11 protein-coding genes are annotated in these 12,597 nt (G+C 67.7%); 2 read left to right on the top strand and 9 right to left on the bottom strand.

The features are described 5' to 3' along the window. Positions 1–155: 155 nt before the first annotated feature. The 5 genes from FHS74_RS26840 to FHS74_RS26820 all read right to left on the bottom strand — a co-directional run bounded on the left by FHS74_RS26840 (position 156) and on the right by FHS74_RS26820 (position 6,464). The gene (locus tag FHS74_RS26840) at positions 156–1,118 is read right to left on the bottom strand and encodes a peptidylprolyl isomerase (RefSeq protein WP_246463395.1); all 963 of its coding nucleotides are present in this window, start codon (positions 1,116–1,118) and stop codon (positions 156–158) included. 101 nt (positions 1,119–1,219) lie between these two features. After that, a complete protein-coding gene (locus tag FHS74_RS26835) occupies positions 1,220–1,738 on the bottom strand; it encodes a spore coat protein U domain-containing protein (RefSeq protein WP_184807333.1) in 519 nt (172 codons plus the stop codon). A 124-nt stretch (positions 1,739–1,862) separates the two neighbouring features. Then, positions 1,863–2,849 carry a spore coat protein U domain-containing protein gene (locus FHS74_RS26830; protein WP_184807332.1) on the bottom strand — a complete coding sequence of 329 codons (987 nt, stop codon included), beginning with the start codon at positions 2,847–2,849 and terminating at the stop codon, positions 1,863–1,865. A 131-nt stretch (positions 2,850–2,980) separates the two neighbouring features. Continuing rightward, positions 2,981–5,671 carry a fimbria/pilus outer membrane usher protein gene (locus FHS74_RS26825; RefSeq protein ID WP_246463394.1) on the bottom strand — a complete coding sequence of 897 codons (2,691 nt, stop codon included), beginning with the start codon at positions 5,669–5,671 and terminating at the stop codon, positions 2,981–2,983. 13 nt (positions 5,672–5,684) lie between these two features. Then, the gene (locus FHS74_RS26820; protein WP_184807331.1) at positions 5,685–6,464 is read right to left on the bottom strand and encodes a fimbrial biogenesis chaperone; all 780 of its coding nucleotides are present in this window, start codon (positions 6,462–6,464) and stop codon (positions 5,685–5,687) included. A 262-nt stretch (positions 6,465–6,726) separates the two neighbouring features. Between FHS74_RS26820 and FHS74_RS26815 the strand changes: the two genes are divergently transcribed. Beyond that, positions 6,727–7,155: a hypothetical protein gene (locus FHS74_RS26815; protein WP_184807330.1), complete on the top strand. Its 429-nt coding sequence runs from the start codon at positions 6,727–6,729 to the stop codon at positions 7,153–7,155. Between the two features lie 32 nt (positions 7,156–7,187). Here FHS74_RS26815 and FHS74_RS26810 read toward each other — a convergent pair whose 3' ends face one another. Then, a complete protein-coding gene (locus FHS74_RS26810) occupies positions 7,188–7,856 on the bottom strand; it encodes a DsbA family protein (RefSeq protein ID WP_184807329.1) in 669 nt (222 codons plus the stop codon). A gap of 104 nt (positions 7,857–7,960) precedes the next feature. Then, on the bottom strand, positions 7,961–8,983 hold the full coding sequence (gene fliG, locus FHS74_RS26805) for a flagellar motor switch protein FliG (RefSeq protein ID WP_044563751.1): 1,023 nt from the start codon (positions 8,981–8,983) through the stop codon (positions 7,961–7,963). Between the two features lie 247 nt (positions 8,984–9,230). Between fliG and FHS74_RS26800 the strand changes: the two genes are divergently transcribed. Then, entirely contained in the window at positions 9,231–9,728 is a 498-nt protein-coding gene (locus FHS74_RS26800) for a DUF6491 family protein (protein ID WP_184807328.1), read from the top strand. A gap of 73 nt (positions 9,729–9,801) precedes the next feature. Here the strand turns inward: FHS74_RS26800 and FHS74_RS26795 are convergent, their stop codons facing one another. Together FHS74_RS26795 and FHS74_RS31225 are read right to left on the bottom strand one after the other, a co-directional pair. Further along, positions 9,802–10,164 (bottom strand): hypothetical protein, encoded by a 363-nt coding sequence (locus FHS74_RS26795; protein WP_184807327.1) that lies wholly within the window; start codon positions 10,162–10,164, stop codon positions 9,802–9,804. Between the two features lie 127 nt (positions 10,165–10,291). Continuing rightward, complete coding sequence (locus FHS74_RS31225; protein ID WP_184807326.1) at positions 10,292–12,541, bottom strand: ATP-binding protein; 2,250 nt, start codon at positions 12,539–12,541, stop codon at positions 10,292–10,294. Positions 12,542–12,597: the final 56 nt, after the last annotated feature.

Here is a 12,597-nt window from a genome sequence, read left to right as displayed (position 1 = left end):
GACGCGCCCGCATAGGAATGCGGAGTCTGCGTCGGGCATTGCAGCTTGCAGTATTTCAAATAATAAGCCCGCGCTGTCAACGCGGACCTTGCAGGATGCAATGCCCGGCAGCTGTTCTTTAGGTTAGGGTCCCCGACCAGGACCATCTATTTCCCCTACCGTAAGGGCTTAGCCTGCGCCGACTCCATCGTACGGACGGGTAAGGGCATATTGCATACGTCTATATGCCCCGCCGGAACCGGGAAGAACTCCTCCCGCCGGTTGCGGCGTGCCTCGACATAGGCGGCCCAGGTGGGCGTGTCGGTGCGCAGCACGACCAGATTCTCGCGCTGGTCGGCCGGCAGGTCGGCGGCCAGACGCACTTGGGTGATGGGGATGCGGTCCTCGGGTTTGTCATAAAATCCCATGGCCGCCTTGCCGCGGGGCAGGCTGCTCAGGATTTCCATGCCGCGCAGCACCCGGCCCACCACCGTTATGTTGCGGTCGAGATGGCGTGGCGCCTGGCCGATGACGGCGTACAGCTCGGCCCCGCTGCCGCTGTCCAAGGCCATGTCACGCCCCACCCCCACCATGCCGTAGCAATGCACCAGCCAGGCCTGCTGGCCCTTCAGGTCGCGCGCGGCGGGGAAGCCATCGGCAAATCCCGTTTCGGGGGCGTAATTATCCTTGTCAGGCAGCGGGGTGAAGGGCAACTTGGCCACGGCGGCGCCCCGCACGACGAATTCCGGCGCCAGCTTGGTCTGCGCTGTCTTCGGTGTGCGGCTATTGTCGGCGTCGCCCCACTGGGTGACGTAATTGTCCTGCACCCGGTCCACGGCCAGGCCGTCGAACCATCCCTCGCGGACCAATTTGCGGATGTTGTCCACATGCGCCGGGGCGAAGGCGGGGGCCAACTCAATGATCACCCGGCCCTGGGCCAGGTCCATGTACAGCAGGTTTTCCGGATCGGGCTGTCGCCAGTCCGTCGCGCTCGCGGCTGCCAGCACGTCAGCCGAGGTTGGGGCCGGTTTCGCCGCCGCGCTGGTCGCGGGCTTGGGCCCATCGGCGGCGTGGGCGGTGATGGATAGACACAGCAAAGCGGCCGCCGCCAGCCGGGCGGGTACCATGGAACGACGCATCGCTTCCCCTCTTTATTCTGCGGTGGCAGACGCCCCCGCGCAGGGCCGAAGGATCAATCCCGCGCCTGGTAAAGGGCAAGCGATTTCAGAGGGGAAGGTCGTCACTTGGCCGCGATCGAGATGGTGACCGTGTCCTGATACTGGCCGGCTGCGGCCTGGGCGTTGCCCGGCAGGCTGACCGCCAGGTTGCTCTGCCGCCCCTGGGGCGATGCCGCGCGGTCGGTGCTCAACGCGCCGTTCTTGCCGGCCGTGGTCTGGTCGTAGCTCAGGCTGTAGGCCACCGCGCTGGTGCCGGTGCCGCTGCTGCGCAGGGTGCCGCTGTTGGCCGAACTGACGGAGACGGTATAGCCATTGCCGGCGTTGCACTGTTCCGTCACCGAGCCCACGGTCAGGGCGTTCTGGCCATTGACCAGATCAAGGGTGGCGTTGCTGTCGCTGACCGCGACGGTGCACACGGTGGGAACGGCGGCGCCGACATGGATGCTGCCTGTGGCGCTGGCCGCCCAGGCGCCACTGCCCAGCAGGGCGGTCGAGGCGAGGACCAAGGTGGCGGCGACAGTCAGGGCAAAGCAAACCCCGTGAACCGGACGCTGCGGCCTATCGGGCAGATGCTGGGACATTTTTGTCTCCAAGGGCGGGGCCGGACGGGCCCGACGCCATCTGTCGTTCATAGTAGGCGCCACCTTGTGCGACGCCTTGCGCTGGATCAGATGGGTGATCCGATATGCTGGTCCAGATCCTACGTCAGTTCGCCGTCACCGTCATCAGCAGATAATCGGTATAGGTGCCGGCGATGACCTTGGTGACATCGCCAACGAGGATGATGAAGGTGTGCCGGTCCAGGCTGGAATAGCTGTAGTAATTCAGGGTGGTTCCGCTGGAGGGCACGCCCCTGCCGTCAACCGTCATGGTGTAGGGGATGCGGGTGTTGGCGCCACTGTTCACCAGTTGGCCGCCGTTCTGCGACTGGATGGTGACGCTGTAGCCGGTGTTGCCCGAGACCTCCAGGTCGAAGCTGCGGCTGGCGCCGGTGGTGAGTTCGCCGAAATCCACATTGGCGGCGGACGCGCCCAGCGAGGTGCGCAAGCCGCCGACATTGACGGTGGCGGAGACGGAGGTGCGAACCGTGGCGCGCACCTGGACGATGGCGGTGTCCATGATGGCGACGACGTTGCCGGCGCTGTTCAGCTGGTACAGCGTCACGGTCACCTGATCGAAGTAATACGAGGATCCGACCAACTGGCCGGACGGCACCGAGGCATAGAAGCCCATGGTGGCCGTCTGGCTGTTGCGCCCATTGCTGACGGTGCCGGTGATCAGGTTGCTGACGTTGCCGGTGCCGCTGTCGCCCACACGTTGTGTCAGCGCCGCGTCCTTGTACAGGTCATAGCTCAGCCAATTGCCGCTGAGGCCCAGCATGCGCCGGGTGCCGCCCCACAGGCCGCTGTCGATGCCGATGCCGAAGGTGCAGTTGCTGCCGCCCAGGTACTGCACCGTCACCGTGTTGTAGGTGGGCGGCAACAGGCTGGCGAAGGGGTCGTAGCTGCTGACCGGTGTCACCTGCGACAGGCCGCTCAACTGGGCGTAACAGCTCTGTGCCGCCCGGGCGGGCAGGGCCGCCAGGATCATCAGCAGGGCCAGCGCCAGCAGGGCCCAGGGATGCAGGGCCCAAGGACGGGGCGCGCGGCCACGGTGTGCGAGGGCCGGGTCTAAGGCGGGCGACTTTTGCATGGCATCCAGGGTAACGGCATCCTGACCGGGAAGCACCCGGCCAAGAGGAGGGGCCCGGCGGCGGGGGCCGTCGGGCGATACCGTGCCTTCTAGCAAGAATCGTTCCGCTGCGGGGGCCCGCCCGTCCGACCTCATGGCTTCGCCCCCTCCACCGGCTTGGGCGCCAGGTTGATGGTCTGGCCGGGCAAGGCCTCCAGCTTCAGCGTGCCCAGTGGCAACAGGCCTTCGGCGTCGCGTGGCACCGTCACGGGGATGGGCTTGTGCGGCACGCCGGTCAGCTGCAACCGCCAGTCGCCCGGGCGCACGCTTTCCACGCGGAAGCGGCCCTTGCGGTTGGTGAAGAATTGCACCTCCATGCCGGCCTTGGGGTCCCTGGCGTTGACCGCCTTGGCGGTCTTGCCGTCCGCCCGCAGCAGGATACCGGCCGCCAGCGGCACCGGCTTGCCGTCGGGGTCCAGCAACACGCCTTCCAGCGACACGGTGGCGTCGGTGCCGATGGGCACCAGGGTGCCGGTGTGGTTGCCCGGAACCACGGCCGGCCGGTCGTTGCCGATGTCGTACCCCATGGGCGCGTCCGGCACGTCCAGCAACAGTGGCCGCACCAGATAGGCGGAGATGTTGGGCACCACCGGCGGGCCCAGCCAGTCGCTGGACGACAGGTAATGGCCGTTGACGGGGTCGACGCCCACCTGCTCATCCGCGATGCGGGGGTGGGGGACCACCAGGGCGAAGCTGTTGGTCACAGGCCGGGTGACGCCGACATGGCCATCGGCGAAGACCAGGCCGGTGGCGAAGTTCAGGGTGGTGCGCTCATCATTCTGCAGCGGCCCATCGATGGTGGACAGCCGCTGGCTGTAGTCATGGCGCACGGACGCCTCGAACCGGTCCATGGTGTAGCCGATGGCGCCGTTGGCCTGATAGGTGCCGGTGGTGTTGGTGGCGTCCACGGCCAGGTTCCAGGCATTGGTGGGCCAGGGGTCCTGGTAGCGCCAGTCGATCTCCCGCTGGCGGCTCAGGGTATCCATGGTGAAGCCGGCGGACTGCACCCCGTCACCGAAGGTGTAGCGGAAGGCCAGGTAGCCGCTGTTGTCCGCCTCGCGCGTTACCGTGTTGCGCGCCCGGCTGAAGGTCAGTTCCAGGGTGGCGTGACGGCCGAAGCGGCGACGGAATCCCAGATCCACCGAATAGCCGTCGATCTGGCTGGGGTCGCGCACCAACTGATAGCGGCCGCTCAGGGTCGCGGTCAGGTCCTCGTCCAGCGGTTGGCCATAGCGCGCCGCCAGATCGTAGGAGACGGTATTGCGGGGGGCCAGGGTGCCCAGGCTGGCATAGCCGCCGGACCGCCAGCTGCCCTGGGCCGTCAGGGTGCGCTGCTGATAGAACTGCTCATCGTTGGTGTAGTTGCGGTAGGTCAGGTCCATCGACGCCCCGCGTGAGGCGCCCAGGCTGGCGCCGGGGTTGAGCCCGATGGTGCCGACACCGGTGACGAACAGCACCTCCGTCCCGATGACCTGCTGGCTTTTGTCCGCCTGCAGACTGGCGCCCAGGGTCAGGTCGTCGGTGATGCCCTGGCGGTGATACGCGGACAGGGTGGGGCGGCTGCGGTCGTAGCTCAGGCGGTCGGTGCCGGTGCTGTAAGGCACGCCCACCGTGTAATTGAATTCCGACACGCCGGCGGCCAGCAACTCTGAATCGAAGAAGAAGGGGAAGTCGATGGTCTGGGTGCGGCCGAAGGCGTCGGTGATGCGCACCTGCACGTCGTTGGTGCCCGAGGTGCCGGGGAAGTCGGACAGCGAGACCGGGCCGGCATCCTCGCGGAAGGTGCGGGTGGGGCGGCCGTTGACCAGCACCTCCACCGTCGAGGGCGAGTCGAGGACGAAGTCGCGGCTGCCGGTGGGCTGGATGGCGCGATAGGGCTGCAGGGTGAAGTTGCGGGCGATGGACAGGCCGGTCAGGGGCCGGCTGGTCTGGATGCCGGTGATGGAATAGTCGAGGTCGCCCGCCTGCAGGCGCACGGCGTCATCCGGAAAATCGCGGATCAGGCGGGCGGGGCCGCGCATGAAATGGTGGGTGTACTGTTCCTGGTACTCCCCCTGCCATTCGAAGGACCAGCCGTCGATATTGCCGCCGCCGTCCAGGCTCAGGTTCAGGGGTTGGCGGTAGTTGCCGCTGTCGGTGGCCGGCTGCGCCAGGAAGACCTGGGCGGTGCGCAGGTTGACATAGGCGGCGGCGTCCGCCGGTTCCAGCACCTGATAGCCGTTGGCGGCGTTGGCGCGCGTCACCACCGTCAGATTGCGCACGGCGCGCAGTTGCGGCGCCACCTTGACCGTCAGGATCAGTTCCTTGGGATCCAGGTTCATGCTGATCCCGCTTCCAGGCCCGCTCTGGGGCAGGGCGCTCAGCTTGGCATACCCGTCGGGGCCGGCCAGGGCCGTCAGCTCGCTCAATGCCTTGGCTTGGACGAAATCACGCAACAGCAGGGCCAGGCGGTTCAGGTCCACCTGGGTGTCCGCGGGGTCGGGCGCCACCTTGGCCGGAATCTGCCCCATTTCCCGGCCCTCGACCTTCACGGGCAGGTCCAGGGCGGTGGCCTTCTCCGCCTTCTTCTTCTTGCCGAAGGCCTTCTCGAACAGGGCGTCAGTGTTCTGCCCCGCCGGCGGGGCGGACTGGGCGTGGGCCGTGCCCGGAGAAATGAGGACCGCGCCGATCAGCGCCGACAGCAGGGCACAGACGAACGCGCCCCGGCGCGGGCGGCCGGGGCGGTCAGAAGAATGGACACCGTTTCGCGGACGGGTCCCGGTATTCAGGCACGACAGGCGCAATGCCGTCCTCTGGTCAGGGCACCGACAGGGTCACTGTGGCGGGGCCCTGGGGCAGGTCCGCCGGCCAGGGGATATGGAAACGCCGGCTCACTCCGGCAAGGACGTTTTCACCGACCATGCCGGTCAGCTGCTCCTTGCGCAGGGTGACGGTCTTGCCATTGACCTGGGCGGTCAGCTCCAGATCGCGCATGACCTGGCGGGAGGTGCCGTCGTTGCGCACGACGACTTCCATCACCGTGCCGGTGGCGGGCGGGGTGGCAGGCTTGGGCGTGGCCGAAACCACGACCAGCTTGGCCTTGGCCCCTTCCGGCACGACGTAGAGCGAGGCCACATACTTCACCAGCAGCTTCACCTGGCCGCCTTGCACCGGGGCGCCGCCCAGGTCGATGGGCAGCTGTTCGGCCACCAGGCGGAAGGGCAGTTCCTTGGCAGGCTTGGGGTCGCCGGACCATTGCACGCGAATGGACTGGTTCTCGCCCGGTTGCAGGATGATCTGCTCCGGCACGATGGCGAAGCTGTCCTCCGCATCCGTCAGCACGTCCTGGCCATCCTGGTCCATGGTGCGGGTCATGACCTTGACGTCGATAGCCACGGGATCCTTGCCATCATTCTCCACCCGGAAGATCTGGGTGGCCCCGCGACCGCTGGGCTCCATATCCATCTCTATCGGGATCAGGCGGAATGAGGCCTGGGCGGTGACCGATGCCAGCAGCGTGCCCAACAGGACGCCCGCCAGGACCGGCCGTAGGACGCGCCGGGGGCCGTGGAAGAAAAACCGGTGTAATGCCGACATGGATGATCGCCCGACTCTTTGACAGCGTTCTTTGAGGACAGTGTTCATGTCTTCCTGGGCGCCCACCCACGGCGCCTGGAACCCAGGACGGGGCGTTTTCCGCCCCACCATACCCAGATGTGCGCCGGCTTGCATCCGCTTCCGTTCCCTGTTGGGGCGATTTCCGACAGAACTGGCCATGTCATGGCCGCTAAATCTGGTCACGGCGGACGGCCTGGGGTAGACGTTGAGACGGTTTTTCAACAACAGACCGGTTTTTGTCATGGCCACCTTGTTCGTCGCCCGCAGCGCCAATCTGTCGAAATGGGCGTCCGACGTCGGCTTGCCCAAGAACATCTTCAAGGTGGGGGTGGTGCAGGGGGGCGCCGATGCCGTGGCCGCGGCGCTGGCCACCGGCTGGGCGGCGGAGAAGGACTGGACCCTGGTGAAAAAGGTCGAGGTCGGCGACTGGACGGAGGAAGAGGCCTTGCTGCGCCTCGGCGCCAAGGAAAAGCCCGTCGATCCCAACTACTACCCCCGCCTCAAGGGGGCGGCCGGCATCTTCAAGCTGACGCCCACGACGGTGGGCAACCACATGATCATCGCGCGCGCCATGGCCGGCAATGAAAGCCTGGACTTCAAGCTGAAGGTCGCCGACTACGCCACCTACCTGATCACCTTCGCCCAGCCGCCGCAGGCGGCGAGCGAATAAGTGCCGCCGCAGGCGGCCCCTGAGGGCGGAAATCAGGCCGCTTCGGCGGCGATGCGGCGCAGGGCGTCTTCGTAGGTGTCCACCGGCTGGCCGCCGGAGATGAGGTAGCGGCCGTTGACGATGACGGCGGGCACGGATTGGATGCCGCGCGACTGCCACAGCCGCTCCGCCTCGCGCACCTGGTCGGCGTAACGGTTGCTGGCCAGGATGGTCCGGGCCTCCTCCACATCAAGGCCGGCCTCTGATACGGCGTCCAGCAGGACCGCGGTGTCCGAGGGGGCCAGCCCCCGCGTGAAGTAGGCCTCGAACAGGGCCAGCTTCAGCGCCAGTTGAGCCCCGGGGCTTTGGCCGTCCGCCCAATGCAGCAGGCGGTGGGCGTCAAAGGTATTGTAGATCCGGCGCGGCGTGCCGCCCGCTCCGGTTGACGCCATGGTGAAGCCCACGGCGGCGGCGCGGGTGCGGATCATCTCCCGCGTTTGGGCCAGCTGCTCCGCGCTGGCGCCGTACTTCCGGCCGATATGCTCGTCCAGATTCTCGCCCTCGCCCGCCATCTGCGGGTTCAGCTCAAAGGGTTGGAAATGGATGTCGGCCTCAACCACGCCGTCCAGCCGCGCCAGCGCCGCTTGCAGGCCCTTCAGCCCGATGGCGCACCAGGGGCAGGAAACGTCGGACACGAAGTCTATGGTGAGGCGCTTGGTCACGGGGGTGGGGCTTTCCTGGGGGCGGATTGAGACCAGCCCAGCATGTACGGCAAGCGCCGCCCTCGCCGTGGCCACGGTCACAGATGAGCAGAATCGGCGGCGGATCAGTAAACCAGTTCGTCGTCGCCCTTGCCGGACGCGATGACGATCTCGCCGCGGGCGGCCATGTCCTTGGCCAGCTGCACCATGTACATCTGCGCCTCGTCCACGTCGCGCAGGCGCACCGGGCCCATGGCGGCCATGTCCTCGCGCATGATCTTGGCGGCGCGTTCCGACATGTTGGTGAAGAACAGATCCTTCAGGGTTTCCGAGGCGCCCTTCAGCGCGGTCGCCAGCTTGGACTTGTCGACCGAGCGCAGCAGCGACTGCACGCCCGACGGGTCCAGCTTGCCCAGATCCTCGAAGGTGAACATCAGGGCCCGGATGCGCTCCGCGCTGTCGCGGTTGCGTTCCTCCAAGGCGGCGATGAAGCGGCTTTCCGTGCTGCGGTCCAGGCTGTTGAAGATTTCCGCCATCATCTCGTGCGCGTCGCGCCGGTTGGTGCGGGCCAGGTTGGACATGAACTCGGTGCGCAGCGTGCGCTCGATATCGTCCACCACCTCCTTCTGCACCGACTCCATGCGCAGCATGCGCATGATGACTTCCATGGCGAAGCTTTCGGGCAGCAGCTGCAGCACGCGGCCCGCATGGTCGGCCTTGATCTTGGTCAGGATGACGGCGACGGTCTGCGGGTATTCGTTCTTCAGATAGTTGGCCAGCACCTGCTCGTTCACGTTGGCCAGCTTGTCCCACATGGTACGACCCGCGGGACCGCGGATCTCCTCCATGATGGTGTCGACCTTTTCCTTGGGCAGCACCTTCATCAGCAGGCGTTCGGTGCTGTCGAAGGTACCGACCAGGGAGCCGGTGGAACTGATCTGTTCCGCGAACTCGACGAACAGGCGCTCGACGATGTTGGAACTGACCGAGCCCAAATTGGCCATGGTCTGCGACAGTTCCTTGATCTCGTCTTCCGCCATCAGGGCGAACAGGCGGCTGGCGTGTTCCTCGCCCAGCGCCAGCATCAGCACGGCGGCCTTTTCAGGCCCCGTCAGACCCCGGTAATCTTCACGTACCCGGATCGCCATGTATCATCGTCTCCTGTCCGGCGGTCCGCATCCGCCGGATTGTTCCGGAAGGGCGGGCTTTAGTCATGCCGGCGCGCCTGAACCACTAGGTAAAGTACACTCCGGGAAAGTACACCCGGCCCTGGCGGCAGGATAGAATTTTTGTCGCAAGCGGGTTGGGGCGGGCCTTCCCCGTATAAGGGGGATGGGCCCGTCCCCTTCCAGGGCGGGTTTGCCGATTATTTCGGGCTATACGGGAGGATGGGCGATGATCAAATGGCGCGCCAGGCGGCGCGGGGCCGCTCCGCTGGCAACCCTGGCGCTGATGCTGACGGGGCTGCTGGCCGGCTGCCAGTCCACGCCGGCGGACACGGCCGCAGGGGGCGCGTCCGCCGTGGCGGACGGCAAGGGGACGGAGAAGACCAAGGCGCAGGAAGCGCCCTGCTTCTTCACCCGGGATATCGACGGCTGGAACAGCATCGATCCCTACACGGTGCGAATTCGGGTGGGTGTCAACCGGCGCTATGACCTGAAGCTTTTCATGCCCCAGCCCGACCTCAGCACCCGCCTGCACCTGGCCATCGTGACCAAGCCCGGGGCGTCGGACTGGGTTTGCTCCCCCATGGACATCGAGATCATCGGCGAGCCGCTGCATCTGCGCGTGCCGGTGCGCGAGATCATCGCCGTGCCGCCGCCGCCCAAGGACGGCAAGGACGACGCTGTCAAGGAGGGCGCGCCCAAGGACACGCCGGTGCCGGGCGCCTGACGCGCCGCGCGGGGCGGACCACCAGGACATGAAAGCGGGGCCGACGGCATTGGCCGGGCCCCGCAGTCACACCTTACTCTTCCCCCTCGCCATCCCCGGGCGCGCCAGGCGCGGCCCGTCGGCGGGGCGGGAATCGCTCCCCGGGGGCGGCTCCGCCGCTGGGGCGCGGTGCCGCCTCCGCCCGCTGGGCCGCGGCGCCGTCGATGGCACCCGTCCAGCCTGACGCCCTTGGACGCGCGCTGCGCTCCTCGGCGGCGGCGATGGTGCCTTCCAGTTCGCGGATACGCTCCTTCAAAGGCGCGATCATCGGGCTGCTGCGGTTGCGCGCCAAATATTGTTCCAGGTCGCCCTTCAGGCGCTGCAACTGATTGCGCAAGGTCGCCAGGTCCGTTTTCGGCTTGGCGGAGCGGAAAACCCGTTCCTCGTGTCTGGTCACACCCGTCCTCCATTGCGCCGGCATCATCCCGCCGACGACTGGTCTGCGGCTAAGATATAGCAGCGCCGGCCGTTTCGCGAAACCCGGCGCGACAGCGGGGCGGGAACGCTCTATCGATTGGGGGATGTCAGGCCCCGCCCGCGAAGGACAGGCAGCGATGCAGCGCTTGGCGCAGGTGCCAGCTGTCCAGCGGTTTGGGCACGATGATGAAACCCAGGCTTTCCGCTTCCGCCACCCGGTCGCCATAGCCGCTGACCAGCAGGATGGGCAGGCCTGGATGCAGGGCGCGCACGGCCTGGGCCAGTTCCAGGCCGTTGCGGCCACCGGGCAGGATGATGTCGCTGAGGACCAGCGAGATGTCGGGCCGTTCGGTCAACAGCGACTGGGCGGCGTCCGCCGTGACCGCCGCCTGCACGCGGAACCCCATTTCCTCCAGCATGCCACGGATGACCTTGGCGACCGCCGGATTGTCTTCGACCATCAGGATCTGCCGCCCCTTTCCCGTCATGGACGCGGCCGCGTCCGCCGGAAGGGGCGGGCCGTCGGTTGATCCGTCGTCTGGCCATTCCTCCTCCACCGCCTGGGGCAGGTACAGTGTGATGGTGGTGCCGGTGGCGGGCGGGTGGCCGGGGTCGGGGCTGACCAGACTGTCGGCGATGGCCGCCCCGCCCGCCTGCCGGGCCAGGCCGTGAACCTGCGCCAGTCCCAAACCGGTGGACTGGCCGTCCCCCTTGGTGGTGAAAAAGGGATCGAAGATGCGATCCAGGATGTCGGGGGGAATGCCGGTGCCCGTATCGGCGACCGTCAGGCGGATGAAGTCGCCCATCAGGCCGCCGGTGCGTTCGCTTTCCCGGCTGCCGGGGTCGATGTGCACGTTGGCGGCGGCCAGCCGCAGCACCCCGCCCCGGGGCATGGCGTCCCGGGCGTTGACGGCCAGGTTCAGCAGCGCCAGCTCGAACTCCGCCCGGTCCACCCTGATCGGCCACAACCCGGCCGGCAGGATGGTTTGCAGCTGGATATCCCCGCGCAGGGCCGGCCGCAGAAGCTGGGCGATGTCATCCGCCATGTCCGACAGACGCACCCTGTCCAGGTGCAGGCGGGGGCGGCGGCTGAAGGTGCGCAGATTGTGGGTCAGTCGCTCCCCCCAGGATATCGCCTCCAGCATGGCGTCGATGACCTCGCGCTGCGGTTCGGTATGGGGGCGGCGGCGCAGCACCTCCGCCCCGCTGCGCACCGTCATCAGCAGGTTGGCGAAGTCGTGGACGATGCCGCCGGTGATCTGGTCCAGCGCCTGCAGCCGCTGGGTGCGCAGGAGCGTGTTCTCCGCATGGTCCCGTCGTGCTTCGGCCGCATGCAAGGCCCCGGTCGCCCGGTGTTCCCGTCGCGCCCGGCGCATGGCCAGCGCCGTGGTGGCGCATAACACCCCCATGACCGGCAGGGTCAGCAGAACCAACCAGCCCAGGCGCCGCCGCCACCGCGCGTCCAGTTCGGCCTGGTCCATCGCCACCGTCACCGTCAGGGGCGCGTTGGCCACCAACCGGCAGGCGGTCAGCGCCGCCCTGCCGTTGAGGCTCCAGGTCCGAAGGCCGTCCGGGGGGGATGGGCGCCAGGTGGCGCGCGTGTCCAGGCAGGCGGGGTCGGCCTTGGCGCCGCCCTTCATCATCGGCTGGCTGGCCAGGATGGTGCCGTCGCGGTTGATCAGCCTGACCACCGTGGCAGGCCCATCCTCGGTCGCGCGGCGGTAGAAGTCCTCGAAATAGCCCAGTGACACGGACACGGCCGCCACGCCGGCCAGGCTGCCGTCCGATTGGCTCAGGCGGCGGGCCAGGCTGAAGGCGCGCCGGTCGCCATCTCCCTCGCCATCCGCCGGGGGGATCAGCAGTTCCGTTTGGCCGGCGCGCAGGGGGGCATAGGCGGGGTGGCCGGCGATGTCGGGCCATCCCTCAGCCGGCGGATGACGGCTGGCGGCCAGGGGCTGGCCGGCGGCATCCCAAAGCCACAGGGTCCGTATTTGCGGGATGCCGGCGACCATGCCGGCCAGGGCCGCGCGCAGGCCGTCCGGGTCCCGGACGGCAGAATCCGGTCCAGCAGGGGCCAGCAGGTCCCCCGCCCGATCCAGGATCAGCCGGTCGCTTTCGACAACCTTCTGGGTTTGCTCATCCACCGTGGTGGCGATCCACTCCACCCGGTCGCCGGCGTTGGCCACGATGTCCCGCCAGCTTTCCAGGCCGGCCGCCATCAGCAGGGCCAGGGGGATCAGCACGCCGGCCAGCATCTGAAGGCGTAGCGCCGCCAGGGAGGAGGGGGCGTCAAGGCGGCGGGCGGCCCCCTTCTCCGCCCGCTGCGGCGGCGTCTCGATTTGGGGATTGACCGTCACGACCGCCCTTGCGTCCCAGCCCGCACCAGGCTGGATCATATGACCCTATTTACGCA

Origin of the sequence: Nitrospirillum iridis (genome assembly GCF_014205765.1) — a bacterium.
In the GTDB taxonomy this organism is placed as follows: domain Bacteria; phylum Pseudomonadota; class Alphaproteobacteria; order Azospirillales; family Azospirillaceae; genus Nitrospirillum; species Nitrospirillum iridis.
Note: the sequence above shows the minus strand (reverse complement) of the source record. Positions and strands in the feature narration are given on the sequence as shown.

Bases quoted from the DNA above. Each gene is read 5' to 3' on its own strand.
- FHS74_RS26830 (WP_184807332.1), bottom strand. From the start codon at position 2,849: ATGCAAAAGTCGCCCGCCTTAGACCCGGCCCTCGCACACCGTGGCCGC.
- FHS74_RS26815 (WP_184807330.1), top strand. From the start codon at position 6,727: ATGGCCACCTTGTTCGTCGCCCGCAGCGCCAATCTGTCGAAATGGGCG.
- FHS74_RS26835 (WP_184807333.1), bottom strand. From the start codon at position 1,738: ATGTCCCAGCATCTGCCCGATAGGCCGCAGCGTCCGGTTCACGGGGTT.
- FHS74_RS26820 (WP_184807331.1), bottom strand. From the start codon at position 6,464: ATGTCGGCATTACACCGGTTTTTCTTCCACGGCCCCCGGCGCGTCCTA.
- FHS74_RS26840 (WP_246463395.1), bottom strand. From the start codon at position 1,118: ATGCGTCGTTCCATGGTACCCGCCCGGCTGGCGGCGGCCGCTTTGCTG.
- FHS74_RS26800 (WP_184807328.1), top strand. From the start codon at position 9,231: ATGATCAAATGGCGCGCCAGGCGGCGCGGGGCCGCTCCGCTGGCAACC.
- fliG (WP_044563751.1), bottom strand. From the start codon at position 8,983: ATGGCGATCCGGGTACGTGAAGATTACCGGGGTCTGACGGGGCCTGAA.